At 37.7% G+C, this 15,357-nt stretch carries 14 protein-coding genes; 4 read left to right on the top strand and 10 right to left on the bottom strand.

The window, feature by feature from the left end:
* Nucleotides 1–11: 11 nt before the first annotated feature.
* On the bottom strand, nucleotides 12–305 hold the full coding sequence (locus tag AXA65_RS03820; protein ID WP_165596561.1) for a DUF2752 domain-containing protein: 294 nt from the start codon (nucleotides 303–305) through the stop codon (nucleotides 12–14).
* 414 nt (nucleotides 306–719) lie between these two features.
* Between AXA65_RS03820 and AXA65_RS03825 the strand changes: the two genes are divergently transcribed.
* Together AXA65_RS03825 and AXA65_RS03830 are read left to right on the top strand one after the other, a co-directional pair.
* Entirely contained in the window at nucleotides 720–3,500 is a 2,781-nt protein-coding gene (locus AXA65_RS03825) for a bifunctional aconitate hydratase 2/2-methylisocitrate dehydratase (protein WP_063968792.1), read from the top strand.
* Nucleotides 3,501–3,814: 314 nt separating this feature from the next.
* Nucleotides 3,815–6,085, top strand: coding sequence for an aconitate hydratase (locus AXA65_RS03830; RefSeq protein WP_063968793.1), 2,271 nt, complete (start codon nucleotides 3,815–3,817; stop codon nucleotides 6,083–6,085).
* A gap of 64 nt (nucleotides 6,086–6,149) precedes the next feature.
* Here the strand turns inward: AXA65_RS03830 and AXA65_RS03835 are convergent, their stop codons facing one another.
* The 9 genes from AXA65_RS03835 to AXA65_RS03875 form a co-directional block, all read right to left on the bottom strand.
* Nucleotides 6,150–6,527, bottom strand: a complete 378-nt coding sequence (locus tag AXA65_RS03835) for a hypothetical protein (RefSeq protein WP_218281613.1) — start codon at nucleotides 6,525–6,527, stop codon at nucleotides 6,150–6,152.
* Nucleotides 6,528–6,537: 10 nt separating this feature from the next.
* Nucleotides 6,538–7,089, bottom strand: coding sequence for an RNA polymerase sigma factor (locus AXA65_RS03840; RefSeq protein ID WP_228391613.1), 552 nt, complete (start codon nucleotides 7,087–7,089; stop codon nucleotides 6,538–6,540).
* A 193-nt stretch (nucleotides 7,090–7,282) separates the two neighbouring features.
* Nucleotides 7,283–7,858, bottom strand: coding sequence for an acyltransferase (locus AXA65_RS03845; protein WP_086048062.1), 576 nt, complete (start codon nucleotides 7,856–7,858; stop codon nucleotides 7,283–7,285).
* Nucleotides 7,859–7,870: 12 nt separating this feature from the next.
* Nucleotides 7,871–8,593, bottom strand: coding sequence for an SDR family oxidoreductase (locus AXA65_RS03850; protein ID WP_063968796.1), 723 nt, complete (start codon nucleotides 8,591–8,593; stop codon nucleotides 7,871–7,873).
* Nucleotides 8,590–9,804, bottom strand: coding sequence for an ANL family adenylate-forming protein (locus AXA65_RS03855; RefSeq protein ID WP_063968797.1), 1,215 nt, complete (start codon nucleotides 9,802–9,804; stop codon nucleotides 8,590–8,592). Before AXA65_RS03855 ends, AXA65_RS03850 begins: the two co-directional genes overlap by 4 nt.
* Nucleotides 9,804–10,022, bottom strand: a complete 219-nt coding sequence (locus tag AXA65_RS03860; protein WP_063968798.1) for an acyl carrier protein — start codon at nucleotides 10,020–10,022, stop codon at nucleotides 9,804–9,806. The genes AXA65_RS03855 and AXA65_RS03860 overlap by 1 nt, the downstream gene beginning before the upstream one ends.
* Nucleotides 10,023–10,109: 87 nt before the next feature.
* Nucleotides 10,110–10,796, bottom strand: a complete 687-nt coding sequence (locus AXA65_RS03865; RefSeq protein WP_063968799.1) for a LytR/AlgR family response regulator transcription factor — start codon at nucleotides 10,794–10,796, stop codon at nucleotides 10,110–10,112.
* Nucleotides 10,796–11,812, bottom strand: a complete 1,017-nt coding sequence (locus AXA65_RS03870) for a sensor histidine kinase (RefSeq protein ID WP_063968800.1) — start codon at nucleotides 11,810–11,812, stop codon at nucleotides 10,796–10,798. Before AXA65_RS03870 ends, AXA65_RS03865 begins: the two co-directional genes overlap by 1 nt.
* Nucleotides 11,809–12,156: a hypothetical protein gene (locus AXA65_RS03875; protein ID WP_063968801.1), complete on the bottom strand. Its 348-nt coding sequence runs from the start codon at nucleotides 12,154–12,156 to the stop codon at nucleotides 11,809–11,811. Before AXA65_RS03875 ends, AXA65_RS03870 begins: the two co-directional genes overlap by 4 nt.
* A gap of 165 nt (nucleotides 12,157–12,321) precedes the next feature.
* On the opposite strand from AXA65_RS03875, the gene AXA65_RS03880 reads away from it, so the two are divergent.
* Entirely contained in the window at nucleotides 12,322–13,155 is an 834-nt protein-coding gene (locus AXA65_RS03880; RefSeq protein WP_131797761.1) for a DUF5694 domain-containing protein, read from the top strand.
* Between the two features lie 83 nt (nucleotides 13,156–13,238).
* On the top strand, nucleotides 13,239–15,338 hold the full coding sequence (locus AXA65_RS03885; protein WP_063968803.1) for an outer membrane beta-barrel family protein: 2,100 nt from the start codon (nucleotides 13,239–13,241) through the stop codon (nucleotides 15,336–15,338).
* Nucleotides 15,339–15,357 lie beyond the last annotated feature (19 nt).

Consider the following 15,357-nt stretch of genomic DNA (forward strand, 5'->3'; position numbering starts at 1 on the left):
CGGGTCGTGTATTAGAGATTTAAAATAAAATCTTTATAGAAGTCTGTGTTTTTCAGCAACGAAAATACGAAAACTATTATTAATACAAGAAAAATGAAGATCTTGCTGCCAAAAAAACGCTTCAAAATCTGGTTCAGAGTTTCATTTTTTGAAAGATGAATGATAAAAACCACCAGCAAAATCGGAATTGAAATGACGAATAACGCATTGTATTTGAAAGCTTCTAAAAACCTGAAATGCAACAACTCATGCAACGCTCTCTGGACGCCACAACCTGCACATTCGTAACCAGTGGTCAGCTTCAAAGGGCATTTGAGGAAATAAGTACTTTTTGAAGGATCAATAAAAAAATAAAGACAAATCACACAAACAAAAAATACACAAAAAGCAATCCGTTTTTTATTATTTTTAATTAATGTATTGATTTTCAAACTCATAATATTAATCAACTTCAATTTGTAAAGTAGAAATTAATTTGAACAAATAATATAATATAGATAAATTAAATCTAATTTATTTTGAATCTAAATTAATCTAATCGTTTAAAAGCGTATAATTTCGTAAATTTGTGCGGTTTGAAAAGGAATAAAATCCTTCCTGGCCGAGACTTTTACTAAAAGTCAAACTGCAACATATCAAAACAGTAGATTGTAATGATAAAGATTGGCAACAACTTCCTCTACAAATCTACTCTTAATTTTTAAAAAGAATTTCTATTTATGAATATTTATCAGGATTACATCCAAGAGATCGAAGAGAGAAAAAGCCAAGGCCTACATCCGAAGCCTATTGACGGTGCAGAATTACTGAGCGAGATCATCGCACAGATCAAAGATTCCGAGAACGCACACAGGGAAGACTCTCTTAACTTTTTTATCTACAACGTTTTACCAGGAACCACAAGTGCTGCTGGAGTCAAGGCGAAGTTTTTGAAAGAGATCATCCTTGGACAATCTGAAATAGTTGAAATTTCTCCCGCCTATGCATTCGTACTGTTATCTCATATGAAAGGCGGACCTTCAATTGAAGCTTTGCTAGACCTTGCATTAGGAAATAACAACGACATTGCCAAACAAGCAGCGGAAGTCCTTAAAAATCAGGTTTTCCTTTACGAAGCTGACACAGACCGCTTGAAAGAGGCTTTCCACAACGGTAACGAGATTGCTAAAGAATTGATTGAAAGCTATGCACAAGCTGAATTCTTCACAAAACTTCCGGAAGCTCCAGAAGAAGTAAAAGTTGTAACATATATCGCTGGTGAAGGTGATATCTCTACCGACTTATTATCCCCAGGAAATCAGGCGCACTCAAGATCAGACCGTGAACTTCATGGCCTCTGTATGATGACACCTGAGGCTCAGCAAGAGATCAAAGCTTTGCAGGCGCAACATCCTGACAAAAGCGTGATGTTAATCGCTGAAAAAGGCACAATGGGTGTTGGATCATCCAGAATGTCGGGTGTGAACAACGTGGCTCTTTGGACCGGAAAACAAGCAAGTCCATACATTCCATTTGTGAACATTGCTCCAATTGTTGCTGGAACGAACGGAATCTCTCCAATTTTCTTGACAACAGTTGACGTAACTGGTGGAATCGGAATTGACCTTCAAAACTGGGTTAAGAAAGTAGATGCAGAAGGAAATGTGATCCGTAACGAAAACAACGAACCTATTCTTGAAGAAGTTTATTCTGTAGCTACAGGAACTGTTCTTACAATTAACATCAAGGAAAAAAAATTATACAACGGCGATCAGGAATTGAAAGACATCTCTAAGTCATTCACGCCGCAAAAAATGGAATTCATCAAAGCTGGTGGTTCATACGCCATCGTTTTTGGTAAAAAATTACAGACTTGGGCTTCCAATATCTTAGGAATTGAGATCCCAACTGTTTACGCGCCATCAAAAGAAATCACCAAAGAAGGCGTTGGTCTTACTGCGGTTGAAAAAATATTCAATAAAAATGCTGTTGGTTTAGCTCCAGGAAAAGTGTTGCACGCTGGATCTGACGTTCGTGTAGAAGTTAACATCGTTGGTTCTCAGGATACAACAGGACTAATGACCGCTCAGGAATTGGAATCAATGGCAGCAACAGTTATTTCGCCAATTGTTGACGGTGCTTACCAATCCGGTTGTCATACTGCATCAGTTTGGGATAAAAAAGCGCAGGCTAATATTCCTAGATTGATGAAATTTATGAATGATTTCGGTTTGATCACCGCTCGTGACCCGAAAGGCGAATACCACGCGATGACAGATGTTATTCATAAAGTTTTGAATGATATCACGATTGACGAATGGGCGATCATCATCGGTGGTGATTCTCACACAAGAATGTCCAAAGGTGTAGCTTTCGGAGCGGATTCAGGAACCGTTGCTTTGGCATTAGCGACTGGTGAAGCTTCTATGCCGATCCCGGAATCTGTGAAAGTAACTTTCAAAGGCGATATGAAACAGCATATGGATTTCCGTGATGTGGTTCACGCAACGCAATTACAAATGCTTCAGCAATTTGGAGGCGAAAATGTTTTCCAAGGTAGAATTATCGAGGTTCATATCGGAACACTTCCAGCAGATCAGGCATTTACATTCACCGACTGGACTGCAGAGATGAAAGCAAAAGCTTCTATCTGTATTTCAGAAGATGATACTTTGATCGAATCTTTGGAGATTGCAAAAGGCAGAATCCAGATCATGATCGACAAAGGAATGGATAATCACCTGAATGTTCTTCAAGGTTTAATTAATAAAGCAAATAAGAGAATTACTGAGATCAAGTCTGGCGAGAAACCAGCTTTGACACCAGATGCCAATGCAAAATATTACGCAGAAGTTGTAGTTGACCTTGACGCCATTGCAGAACCAATGATTGCCGATCCAGATGTCAACAACGAAGATGTATCTAAAAGATATACGCACGATACCATCAGAGACCTTACTTTCTACGGTGGAAACAAAAAAGTAGACCTTGGTTTCGTTGGATCTTGTATGGTTCACAAAGGCGATTTGAAAATCGTTTCTCAAATGCTAAGAAACATCGAAAGACAAAATGGCAAAGTGGAATTCAGCGCACCTTTGGTTGTTGCTGCTCCAACTTACAACATCATCGATGAATTGAAAGCGGAAGGTGATTGGGAATTATTAGAAAAATATTCAGGTTTCGAGTTTAACGACAACGCTCCGAAAGGTGCAGCGCGTACTGAATATGAAAACATGATGTACCTAGAGCGTCCAGGCTGTAACCTTTGTATGGGTAACCAGGAAAAAGCGGAAAAAGGAGATACTGTTTTAGCCACTTCTACCCGACTTTTCCAAGGAAGAGTGGTTGAAGATTCTGAACGTAAAAAAGGAGAATCTTTATTGGCTTCTACACCAGTTGTTGTTCTTTCTGCCATCATCGGAAGAATTCCTAATATCGAGGAATACAAAGCCGCAGTTGAAGGTATTGACTTAACGACTTTTGTACCATCTATCAAAGAATTGGTAACTGTAGGTCACTAATAAATTTTGACAATAAGTCCTAGGACTTTTTAAAATGATATATATTGAAAGATCTTGGTCCATTTGGATTCAGGATCTTTCTTTTTTGTTTAGAACTTTTCTATATTAAACTTCTTATGATTTTTTTAACTGAAATTTAAAATGTGAAACTTTAATTTTTAGTAACTTGATAGTTGTAAAATATGGAACCTATTCACCTTATTCCTCACAATTCAAGGCATGTAGGAACAAAATTTGATGACTAGAAGAACACAACTTTTCCTTATTAAATCAAGGAAAATTTAATCAATTAAATAATAAAATAAAATCGAGATATGACTTTTGACTTGGATATGATAAAAAAGGTTTATTCTGATTTCGAAACCAGAGTGGACGATGCAAGAGCTTTTATGGGAAGACCTCTTACTTATTCCGAAAAAATACTTTGCGCCCACCTGGACCCGAAACAGGTTAAAGAATCTTTCAAACGTGGCGAATCCTATGTGGACTTTGCACCAGACAGAGTAGCAATGCAAGATGCAACGGCACAAATGGCACTTTTGCAGTTTATGCAGGCAGGAAAAAAACAGGTTGCAGTTCCCTCTACAGTTCACGCTGATCACTTGATCCAGGCGAGAGTTGGTGCTGCGAAAGACCTCATCGAAGCTGAAAATAAAAACAACGAAGTTTACCAATTTCTTCAATCGGTTTCTAATAAATACGGCATTGGATTCTGGAAAGCTGGTGCTGGAATTATACACCAAGTGGTTTTAGAAAACTATGCTTTCCCTGGCGGAATGATGATCGGAACCGATTCTCATACAGTAAATGCTGGAGGACTTGGAATGGTAGCCATCGGTGTTGGTGGTGCTGATGCAGTTGACGTTATGGCAGGAATGGCTTGGGAACTGAAATTCCCAAAAATGATCGGCGTCAAATTAACAGGAAGACTAAACGGTTGGGCTGCGGCCAAAGATGTCATCCTTAAAGTTGCCGGAATTCTTACTGTAAAAGGTGGAACCGGAGCTATTGTAGAATATTTCGGAGACGGTGCAGAATCTCTTTCTTGTACTGGAAAAGGAACCATTTGTAACATGGGTGCAGAAGTTGGAGCAACGACTTCGATCTTTGCTTACGATAATAATATGAGCAAATATCTACGTTCAACAGACAGAGAAGATCTTGCTGATGCAGCTGATGCTGTTGCTCACGTTTTGAAGGCAGACCCAGAAGTTCTAGCCGATCCTGAGAAATATTTTGACGAAGTGATCGAGATCAATCTTGATACTTTGGAACCTTATCTTAACGGACCTTTCACGCCAGACTTAGCAACACCTATTTCCCAAATGAAAGAGATCGCTGAGAAAAACGGTTGGCCAACAAAAATCGAAGTTGGATTGATTGGTTCTTGTACCAACTCTTCCTACGAAGATATCGCAAGAGCGGCTTCCATTGCAAAACAGGCAGGAGAAAAAAACCTCGAAGTAAAAGCAGAATATACGATCACGCCTGGTTCTGAACAGGTAAGATTTACCGTAGAAAGAGATGGCTTCATTAAAACTTTTGAAGAAATCGGTGGTAAAGTTTTCGCTAATGCTTGTGGACCATGTATTGGACAATGGGCACGTGAAGGTGCTGAAAAACAGGAGAAAAACACTATCGTTCACTCTTTCAACAGAAACTTTTCAAAAAGAGCAGATGGAAATCCAAACACTTATGCCTTCGTAGGATCGCCAGAATTGGTAACGGCTTTGGCAATCGCAGGCGATTTGACTTTCAATCCTTTGACAGATAAACTTAAAAATAAAGATGGCGAAATGGTCCTTCTTGACGAACCTAATGGTGATGAGCTTCCAAGACTTGGTTTTGATGTAGATGACCCGGGTTATATTGCACCTGCAGAAGATGGTTCCAAAGTAGAAGTTGTAGTTTCCCCTACGTCGGACAGATTGCAGTTGCTGGAACCTTTCACACCTTGGGATGGTAAAAATATCACGGGCGCGAAACTTCTGATCAAAGCTTATGGGAAATGTACAACGGATCATATTTCTATGGCTGGACCGTGGTTGAAATACAGAGGTCACCTTGATAATATTTCCAACAATATGTTGATCGGTGCTGTAAACGCCTTCAATATGGAAACTAATAATGTGAAAAATGAAGATGACGGACAATACAAACCAGTTCCGGATTCTGCAAGACAATACAAAGCTCATGGCGTTCCAACCATCGTAGTTGGAGATGAAAATTACGGCGAAGGTTCTTCCAGAGAACACGCGGCGATGGAGCCAAGACATCTTGGTGTAAGAGCTGTTTTGGTAAAATCTTTTGCCCGTATCCACGAAACCAACCTTAAAAAACAAGGAATGTTGGCGTTGACGTTTGACAACAAAGAGGATTACGACAAGATCCAGGAGGATGACACGATCAACTTCCTAGACCTTGATCAGTTTGCGCCAGGCAAACAATTGTCTCTGGAATTTGTCCACGCAGATGGGACTAAAGATGTGATTGTTACAAACCACACTTACAACGCAGGACAAATCGAATGGTTCAAAGCTGGATCCGCGCTGAATCTTATTAAATTAATGGAAAAACAGAATTAATAACTCTTGTTTTCTGGATATAAAAATGCCTCACAGATTTGTGAGGCATTTTTTATTTTGTTTCTTAAATTTTATTCTCGTTCGTTTCCGGTTCTTGTCTGCAAAACTTGGATTCGAATCTTTGTTTCCACATTTGTTTCATTTTTTCGCGTTCTTCTTCGGTGCCGCAAAATCGGGATTCTAATTTTTGTTTCCACATTTCCCGGTCGTCATTTCCAAAACCATTCCTGTTTTTGAATTTGTCTTTCGCATTGGCCAATCCTCCAAATAGGATTTTCGAGATCAGCAAAATTCCAAGAGACTGCCAATAAGTGATCACTTTCACGCCCAAAACATCTGGCAAAACCATATTCCAAAGCCATTGGAAAAACCAAATAAACAGTCCGATTGCAGCAATGATGCAAGGGAATGCTAACCAAAATTTCTTTTTATGCTTGTTCATTTTCTTAAAATTAATTTTTCAGATCATTATAAAGTCGCTGCATCTTTTTTCGCAAATGTTTTACCGCGTACGACTTTCTACTGATAATTGTTTTGATGTTCTCGCCCTCTGCATCTGCAATTTCCTGCAAGGTTTTATCTTCCAGCTCATTTTGAACGTAAACTCTTTTCTGCTTTTCCGGAAGTTCATCCAAGGCTTTCATCAATTCGTCCCAGAATAGATCTTTGAACATTCCAACTTCCGGATTGTTGCTGTCATCTGCCAGGAGAATGTCTTTCACATTCAGTTCGCCGTCTTCGTCCTGATAGACAAAATCTTCTAGAGATTCTGTTTTTTTCTTGCGATAACTGTCGATGATCTTGTTTCGGGTTACCGAGTAGAGCCAGGCACCAACGTTTTCCAATTCATTCAAATTGGTCAATCGGCTGGTTTGAAACCAAACTTCCTGCAGAATATCTTCTGCATCCTCCGTCTTTGCCACTTTAGAATTGATAAAGCGCAAGAGTTGAGAGCCGTAATTTTTTACGACCTCCGTAATCGATGCAGATCTAGTTTCGGTCATTTGCTGTAAAGATAGCGAGTCCATATGAATATGACGACACTGCTATTTTTTTACTTTAAAGTTTTTAAAATTTTTCTGAAATCGTTTTTTAATCCCTGAATCTCTGCAGCCCGACTTGAGTGGAGCTCTTTTTTGCATTGGGAAAAGCCAAGGAAAAAAAGCGGGAACGGAAGGCGGATAAAGCTGCCCAAAATTACATCAACGGTAACCTCATCAACTCGTGTTTTCCGAAAATAATAGAATTAGCAGGAACATTACGTGAGATCACACAATTGGCTCCGATGATGCAGTTGTCGCCAATCGTCACACCTTTGAGAACAGTAACGTTGCTGTATATTTTTACATTTTTGCCAATGATGATCGCCGCTGTATTGAATTCATGCTTGTGCCAGACATATTCCGGTTTCGTATCCAAAGCGTGATCGTGATCATAGAATTTGCAGCCTTCTGCCACGCAGGTATCGTCACCCAATTCAATCTTATCCAAACAATTGATGGAAATATAATGTCCAAGATCCACATTGTTCCCCAAGATCAAACGCCCACCTTTTCTGATCCTGATGGCATTATGATCTCTCCAGATGACATTTTTACCAATCTCAAATATTGCATTATCGTCCAATTCAAATGTGGTTGCTTTTCCGATCTTCAGATCTGAATGGAGCGTCACACCAGAATGTGAATTGAGTACGCTGAAAGAATAGAGTTTCTCGATCTTTGCAATCGTTTTGGGAATCAAATTGAGGGTTTTGTATATGAAGTTAATCATTAGTTTTTAGTTTTATAAAGTTCCAGAATCTACAAAAATCTCTTGACCCGTGATGGATCTTGAGCGTTCGTCTGACAAAAACAGAACAGTTTCTGCAACAGACCTCATATCGGTTTCTTTTTTCAGAGCTGTTCTTTTGAAGATCCTGCTTTTGTGTTCGGCTGTTAGTTTGGCATTCATCGCCGTTTCCATATAACCCGGAACTACGATGTTGGAGCGGATGCCACGCTCGCCCCATTCTCTGGAAATATTTTTTGAAAATGACTGCAAAGCCCCTTTGGACGCTGCGTACATCGACAAACCTTTGTAGCCTGTGTGCGCGCTGATCGATGAAATATGGATAATACTTCCGGCAATCCGGTTGTAGATCATATTTCTGATCGCATATTTTGTCAGAAACATTGGCGAATAAAGATTGACATCGAACATCGTTTTCAAATCGTCGTAATTGAGATTCGTCACAATATCGTCATAAGCCATTGCCGCATTGTTGATCAAAACATGAATTGGGATATGATTGGTCACGAACTCTTTGAACACCGATTGTTTGATCTCTTCCGGATTGGAAAGGTCAAAAATTTTAAAAAATAGATTTTCGGGATATTGCTGTTCCAAAGTTTTCAGTTCTTCGGATTCTGTTCTGCTGATGCCGTAAACTGTATGTCCGTTTTCCAGAAACAGTTTACTGATCTCTAATCCAACACCTCTGGAAACTCCTGTAATTAATACATTCATATGATCTTCTTTTTTCCGGTTCTTGTTAATTCTATTTTTTCTACGAAGCTGATCTTCCTCGGGATTTTAAAATTTTGGATTTTCCCATTAAGAAAATGTCTGATATCTTCTTCTTTCAATTCTGTATCAGAAAGCAATTCTATTTCACAACAAATGACGTTTCCAAGAACGGTGCTTGACCTTCCGAAAACTCTGACGTTTCTGATCTTTGGATGTTGGGTCAGCTCATCTTCCACTTCATATGGATTCACTTTGTAGCCGCCAACATTGATCAGTTCATTTTTCCTTGATGTAAAACGGAAGTTTCTTTGTTCATCATCAATCCATTCGATGCGATCACCTGTTGCGTAAAAATCATCGATCAAATTGAGCTGAGTCGTTTTCCCAAACAGATCTTTGTGAATGTACAATTCGTCATCAACTACTTTTATCAAACCAATATGTTTATCCTGAACGATGAATTCGTCATTCTCGGAAGAAAATAGAGGTCCGGTTTCCGTAGAACCGTAAACATTGTTGATCCTTGCATTTGGAAAGGTTTTTTCCACTTGCGAGATCAAATGATTGTCGGACTTCTCGCCACCGATCGTGATTTTTTTTACGGAATCAAATAATCGATCTAACGGTAAAAGCAATCTATAAAAGGTCGGCGTTGAGGAAAGATTGGTGATCTCATGATTCTCAATTGCATTAATGATAAAATCTTTGGATTCCATAAAGACGTTGACCAAAAGATTGTGATTCAAGATCGCCTGAAAGAAAACCTGAACGCCGGCAACATGTGTCGAATTGAAAGCGAATCCCCAAACATCGTTCTTTCTCTCATCAGAAACATTGATCTTTCTGATGAGATTTTTCAGCGGATGCGTGAATTTCCTTGTAAAACCAGTGGTTCCAGAAGTGAAAAGTGTGATCTCAGAATTGGAATATCTTATTGAATTTACCAATTCATCAACAGAGTTTAGTCGTTTTGGAACATCAATTTTGATGATTTGATCGACAGCCAAATTGTTCGAAGTAATTTCTTTCTCGGACAGATCAGAATCTACCAAAGTGATATTTTTCTCATTCACCAAAGCAAAGATCCAATTCAGAAAAAAGGACCTCAGATCTGGATAGATGTAGCAGTCTGTATAAGATTGGGAATGATTGATGTGTTGCAGAATCTCCTCGTAAGACAAGGAAATATTGCGATCGATGAGGAAAAACATTAGAGTTTTGCGTAGATCTCATGGACCGAATTCACCAATCCATCTTCGAAAATATCGACTCCAAATTCTTCTTCGATCTTCACCGTCAATTCTGCGAGGTCAAACGAATCGAAGTTGAGATCTTCCCTCAATTGTTGTTCAGGTTTAAGTTCCAAAAATTGATCCTCGAACTTATTTCTTTTTATGGAATTGATAATATCCAATAATTTTTCTTGCATTTGTGTGTTTATAATGCAAAGCTAAGTTTTTTTATAATTTAGCCAAAAATGATCATTGAATAATTACCGAATTCCTTCTATCACATATTATTTCCTAATTTTCAGAAAGAATTCGGATTTGTAGGTTTCGCCGATCGGAATTTCTTTTCCGGAATTGAGGAAGACATTTCTCACATCGATTTTTTCAATTTTGTTAAGATTGAGAATGAAGGATTTATGCACTCTGACGAAGTTTTCGGGAAGCTGACTTTCGAGAGATTTCAAAGTGTCGAGGACAATGTATTCCTGATTTTCGGTTTTGATGTTGACATAATCTTTGATGCTTTCTACAAACAGGATTTCATCAAAATTGATTTTATGTTGCTGTCCGGAAGATTTTACGAAGAAGTAAGAATTGGCTGAAGATTCATTGGTTGGAAATCTTTCCTGAGCTTTCAAAGCACTTTTCTCGAAACGACCGAACGAAATTGGTTTCAGAAGATAATCGATGACATTGTGCTCGTAACCTTCCAAAGCATATTCTGAATAAGCTGTTGTGAGAATATATTTCAGTTTATCACCAACGATCTTCATAAAATTGATTCCAGACAATTCCGGCATTTGGATATCCAAGAAAATCAAATCAGCCTCGTTCTTCTGAATATATTCTAAAGCCAAAATCGGATTTTCCGCAGAAAAAACCAGTTCCAGAAAAGGAATTTTCATCACATAATTTTCCAAAAGCTGGATTGCTAAAGGTTCGTCATCCACAACGATGCATTTAATTCTCCTCATTATTTCAAATCAATTGTCAAATCTACAGAAAATTCGGTTTCGGTTTCAACTATGTTCAGTTCGTGTTTTTTGGGATAAAGGATTTCCAGTCGTTTTTTCACATTCCCAATTCCAATTCCGGAAAGTGAATCTTTTGACCTTTGTTTTTTGAAGTTTCGAAGATGGAAATTCAAAGTTTGATTGTTATCTGAAATTTTTAAAGTGAAACCTTTCCCACTGAAATCACCGTGTTTGAAAGCATTTTCTACAAACGGGACCAAAAGCATTGGCGAAATATTAAGGTTGGGATGATTAATTTTTTTTTCAATCAATAATAATTCAGGATTTTTGATTCGGAGTTTTTCCAGTTCTATCAAACTTTCCAGATAACCAATTTCCTTTTCCAATGGAATGAAATTTTTCTCCAAATCCTTCGTGCTGTATCTTAATAACTGACTCAATTCCTCAATCGCTGGCAAAGCCTTTTCCGAATTCTGATATATTAAGGAATAGATATTATTGAGTGTATTGAAAATAAAATGCGGATTGATCTGCGTCTTCAAAGCCTGAATTTTCGCCTCGTTTCTTTCCTGTTCCAGTTTTTGTCTTTCGGTTTCAATCACTCCGAATTTTTCCAGCAACCACATTATTCCAGCGATGAAAACATTGATACAACCGTAATAAATGTTATCAAAAAAGTAATAAAGCAATCCCGTTTCCTGATTGTAATTTCTAAAGCCAAAAGTCGCCGGCAGCAAAACTTCTTCCATCAAATATCGTATTGTGGCGAAGCACAGAATTGACAGGAAAAATGAAAGAATAACCGTATAAACTTTCTCCTGTCTGAAAACTTTTGGAATGATGACCAAATAACAAATGTAAAATGTGATAATTCCCGCGAGGAAAAAGGTAATTCTCAAAACCGTACTCTGCAGGTGGGTCTCTTTGCCAAAGAAATACAAAGGTGTAATCACAGTTCCAAAAAAGTTGAGACTCCAATAGATGATTTGAAGCCAGATGATTTGTTTCTTTTTCATCGTAGTTCTTTGTTATTAATAATAATTGGTTTTGACGAAGAATAGTGCAAATGTATTGAAACGGAATCTGAATTTGGATTCTCCATTATCAATCTGCTCCTTTTTGGCAATCTGTATTGGAATTTAGATTTTGCGATGATGGTTTTCGGCATATGCAGTTCCGAAACCAGATTTACCGTTTCGTGCGAAAGATTTTTAATTTCTAAAGTTGCGGGTGCTTTTAACTTTTGTAAGACAATGCTGTCTCCAGGCGCAATTGCTATCGTTTTCCAAACATCTACCCGATGTTTTCCGATGCAGGACACCATCGATGCCAAAATCAAAATGAGAGTTACTTTTTTCATATTCCAAAAATAAGGACAGCAAAAACATCCACAACACCAAATTCTATGAACGCCTGTTTTTTACCGATGAAAATAGTTTGGTCGGATCAAAACCTCATCAAATCTAATCGCTATTTCAAAAGAAAGACTTTGAAAATACATTTGCATCAAGAAAAATTTAAACATATGAAATCTTTATTCACACTTATCCTTAGTCTTGTTTGTATCTATTGTGCCAGTCAAAAGAAAATCAATGTCATCCTAATAGGAACAATGCATTTCAACAATCCTGGAAAAGATGCCGCAAAATCTGAAGAAATTGATATTCTAAAAGATCATAGACAAAACAGCCTGGAAAAAATTACAAATAAAATTGTTGAAAAATATAAACCGACAAAAGTCTTTGTAGAATATCCTAGCAAAAACCAGAAAACTTTGGACAAGTTCTATGATCTGTACAAAACCGGAAAAGCTTATTACCAAGCTGACACTCTCACAAAAGCATGGCAGAAAAGATATTTTGAAGAATGCGAAATTTTCCAGCTTGGGTTCAGACTTGCTAAAAAATCCGAAAACCAAAAGGTTTACGCAATGGATCATCCTGCTGAAATGAGATTTGACCTTTTCCAACAAAAAGCAAAGGAAATGCAAACAATAGATGAATCTGCATTTCAGAAAAAAATCGATGAGTCCAGCAATAAAACAAACTCGTGCTATTCCAAAAATGATCTAGCAGATATTTTAAAATGTTTTAATACAGAAAAAGAGCTGCAGCAGAACAAAGGCATTTATATCAATCTATTCAACAGACTAAACAAAACACCTGATTTTTACGGCTCCGACCTTGTCGCAGGCTGGTATCACAGAAACCTTATCATGTACTCTACAATTCAAAATACAGTTTCTGACAACGACCAAAACATTGTCATCATTGTTGGCCAAGGACACGCAGCCATGATGCAGGAGTTTATCAAATTAGACGAAAGATTCAATCTGATTAAAATCACTGATGTATTCTAGATTTGGATTTTTCCGAGTCTTCTAATTATTCCTTTTTCTCAATAAAACTACTACAAACTTAATCTGAACCAAAAACCAGAAGAATGAAAGCAAAACACTTACTCATCATATCTCTTTTTCCAATTGCATTAGTTTCGCAAACGAAAAATGACAGCCTCAAAACCATAGAGCAAGTCAATATATTAGTCAAGAAAAAATTGCTTGAAAGAAAAGCAGACAGACTTATATTTAATGTTGATGCATCAATCGCTTCGCAGGGAATGGATGCGGGCGAAACTCTGGCCAATGTTCCGATGCTGAAAGTGGATGAGAATCTTGGAACGATCTCTATCATTGGGAAAAGCAGCGTGAATGTGATGATCAATGGAAAAATGCTGAATCTTTCCGGAACTGCACTTCTTAATTATTTGAAATCCATCCGTTCAGAAAATATTTCAAAAATCGAAGTCATCACAACGCCGCCAGCAAAATATGAAGCACAGGGAAACAGCGGACTCATCAATATTATTCTGAAGAAAAATCCAAATCTTGGCTTTAGTGGCAACATCAGCACAGGCTTGACGCAACGAACTTATTATAATGGAAGTACTAATGGAACTCTGAACTATCAAACTGAAAAATTAAGCTTAAGTCTGAAAACAAGTTACATCGAAGGTGCAAAACAAGCGGATGAAAGATATACGATTCTCGGCGCTTCGCAGAATTACAGCAGGTCTGTCCGAAAAGATATGTGGCAGGATTTGACACCTAACTTGAGTGCTTCTTACAAAATCAATAAAAATTCTGAAGTTGGAATGGAATATATTTTCGATAACGGGAAAAACGGAATGGACATCTTGAACACCACGAGAAACATCAGTTCTGATTTGAAGGAAAAAAATCTATTGACCAACACTTTTCACAGAGAAAAATCGCCAACGCACACTGTGAGTACTTATTATGATTTGAAGTTGGATTCGCTTGGGAAGAAATTGAGTTTTGCAGGGAATTTTTATAAAAATAATAACGATACAGAAGTTAACTTCTCCACATTGACACTTCCGGAAAATACGATTCAGGAGGTGAAAACTTTGTCGATGATCAAGCCTCAGATCTTCTCGGTTCAGGCGGATCTGGAATTGCCTTTTTCATTTGGAACAATCGAGACTGGTGTAAAATTCAATCAATTCAGAAATTCTGCAGATTTGAAATATTTCGATCTGGAAAATGATCAGTACATTATGGATAACGAAAAAAGCAGCACTTTCAATTACCGAGAAGAAAATTACGCCGCTTACTTCAGTTTTGGGAAAAGTTTCGGGGAACACTGGGAAACGAAAGCAGGATTGCGATATGAAAATACATTTGTGAAAAGCACCGCTACTAATTTCTCATATGGACAATGGTTTCCGTCAGCTTTTGTTTCTTATAAGGAAGATAAAAATGTGTTCAGTTTGTCTTATTCAAGAAGAATCAACCGACCAAGCATGAGCAATCTGAATCCTTTCAAATGGTACGAAAATCCATATTCTTACTCTACAGGAAATCCTCTTCTGACGCCTTCCTACATTAGCAATTATGAATTGGGTTACACTTATAACAACAAATTCTCGGCAAGCATCTATTACCTGAGAATGACCAATGCTTTTGGGCAAGTGGCTTATCTGGACGGAATTTCTCAAACCGGAGATTACAAAAATTATTACAATAATGATTTTTATGGGATGAATGTTTCGTACACAGACACGTTCTTCAAATTCTGGGAAGCCAATATTACTGCCAATGCTTCCTATCAGACTTCGGAAGTGTTCAATATCAATGCCCAGACTTTTAAAGGTTATTCTTTGAGCTATTCCATTAATAATACTTTCACATTGAATAAAGCTAAAACGGTTGCTCTTCTCCTTAATTATGACCAAAGCTTGCCTTACAAAAATGTGAATTCCCATTTTGAGAACTTTTCCAATTTGAATTCTGGATTTAAAATTTCATTGATGGAAAAACAGCTTCAGATCAATGCGACGGTTACCAATATTTTTGGACAACGATACAAAGGTCAAATGTATTTTGAAGACAGTAAGCAACTCATGAATAATTATTGGGACGGCAGAAGTTTGCGTTTGAGCGTGAATTACACTTTTGGAAACAAGAAGCAGATCAATAAAAAGAATATCAACTTTGAAGAGAAAGATAGAGTCCAATAGCGTTGTGATGTAACAATTT

Origin of the sequence: Chryseobacterium sp. FP211-J200 (assembly GCF_001643375.1) — a bacterium.
Lineage (GTDB): Bacteria > Bacteroidota > Bacteroidia > Flavobacteriales > Weeksellaceae > Epilithonimonas > Epilithonimonas ginsengisoli.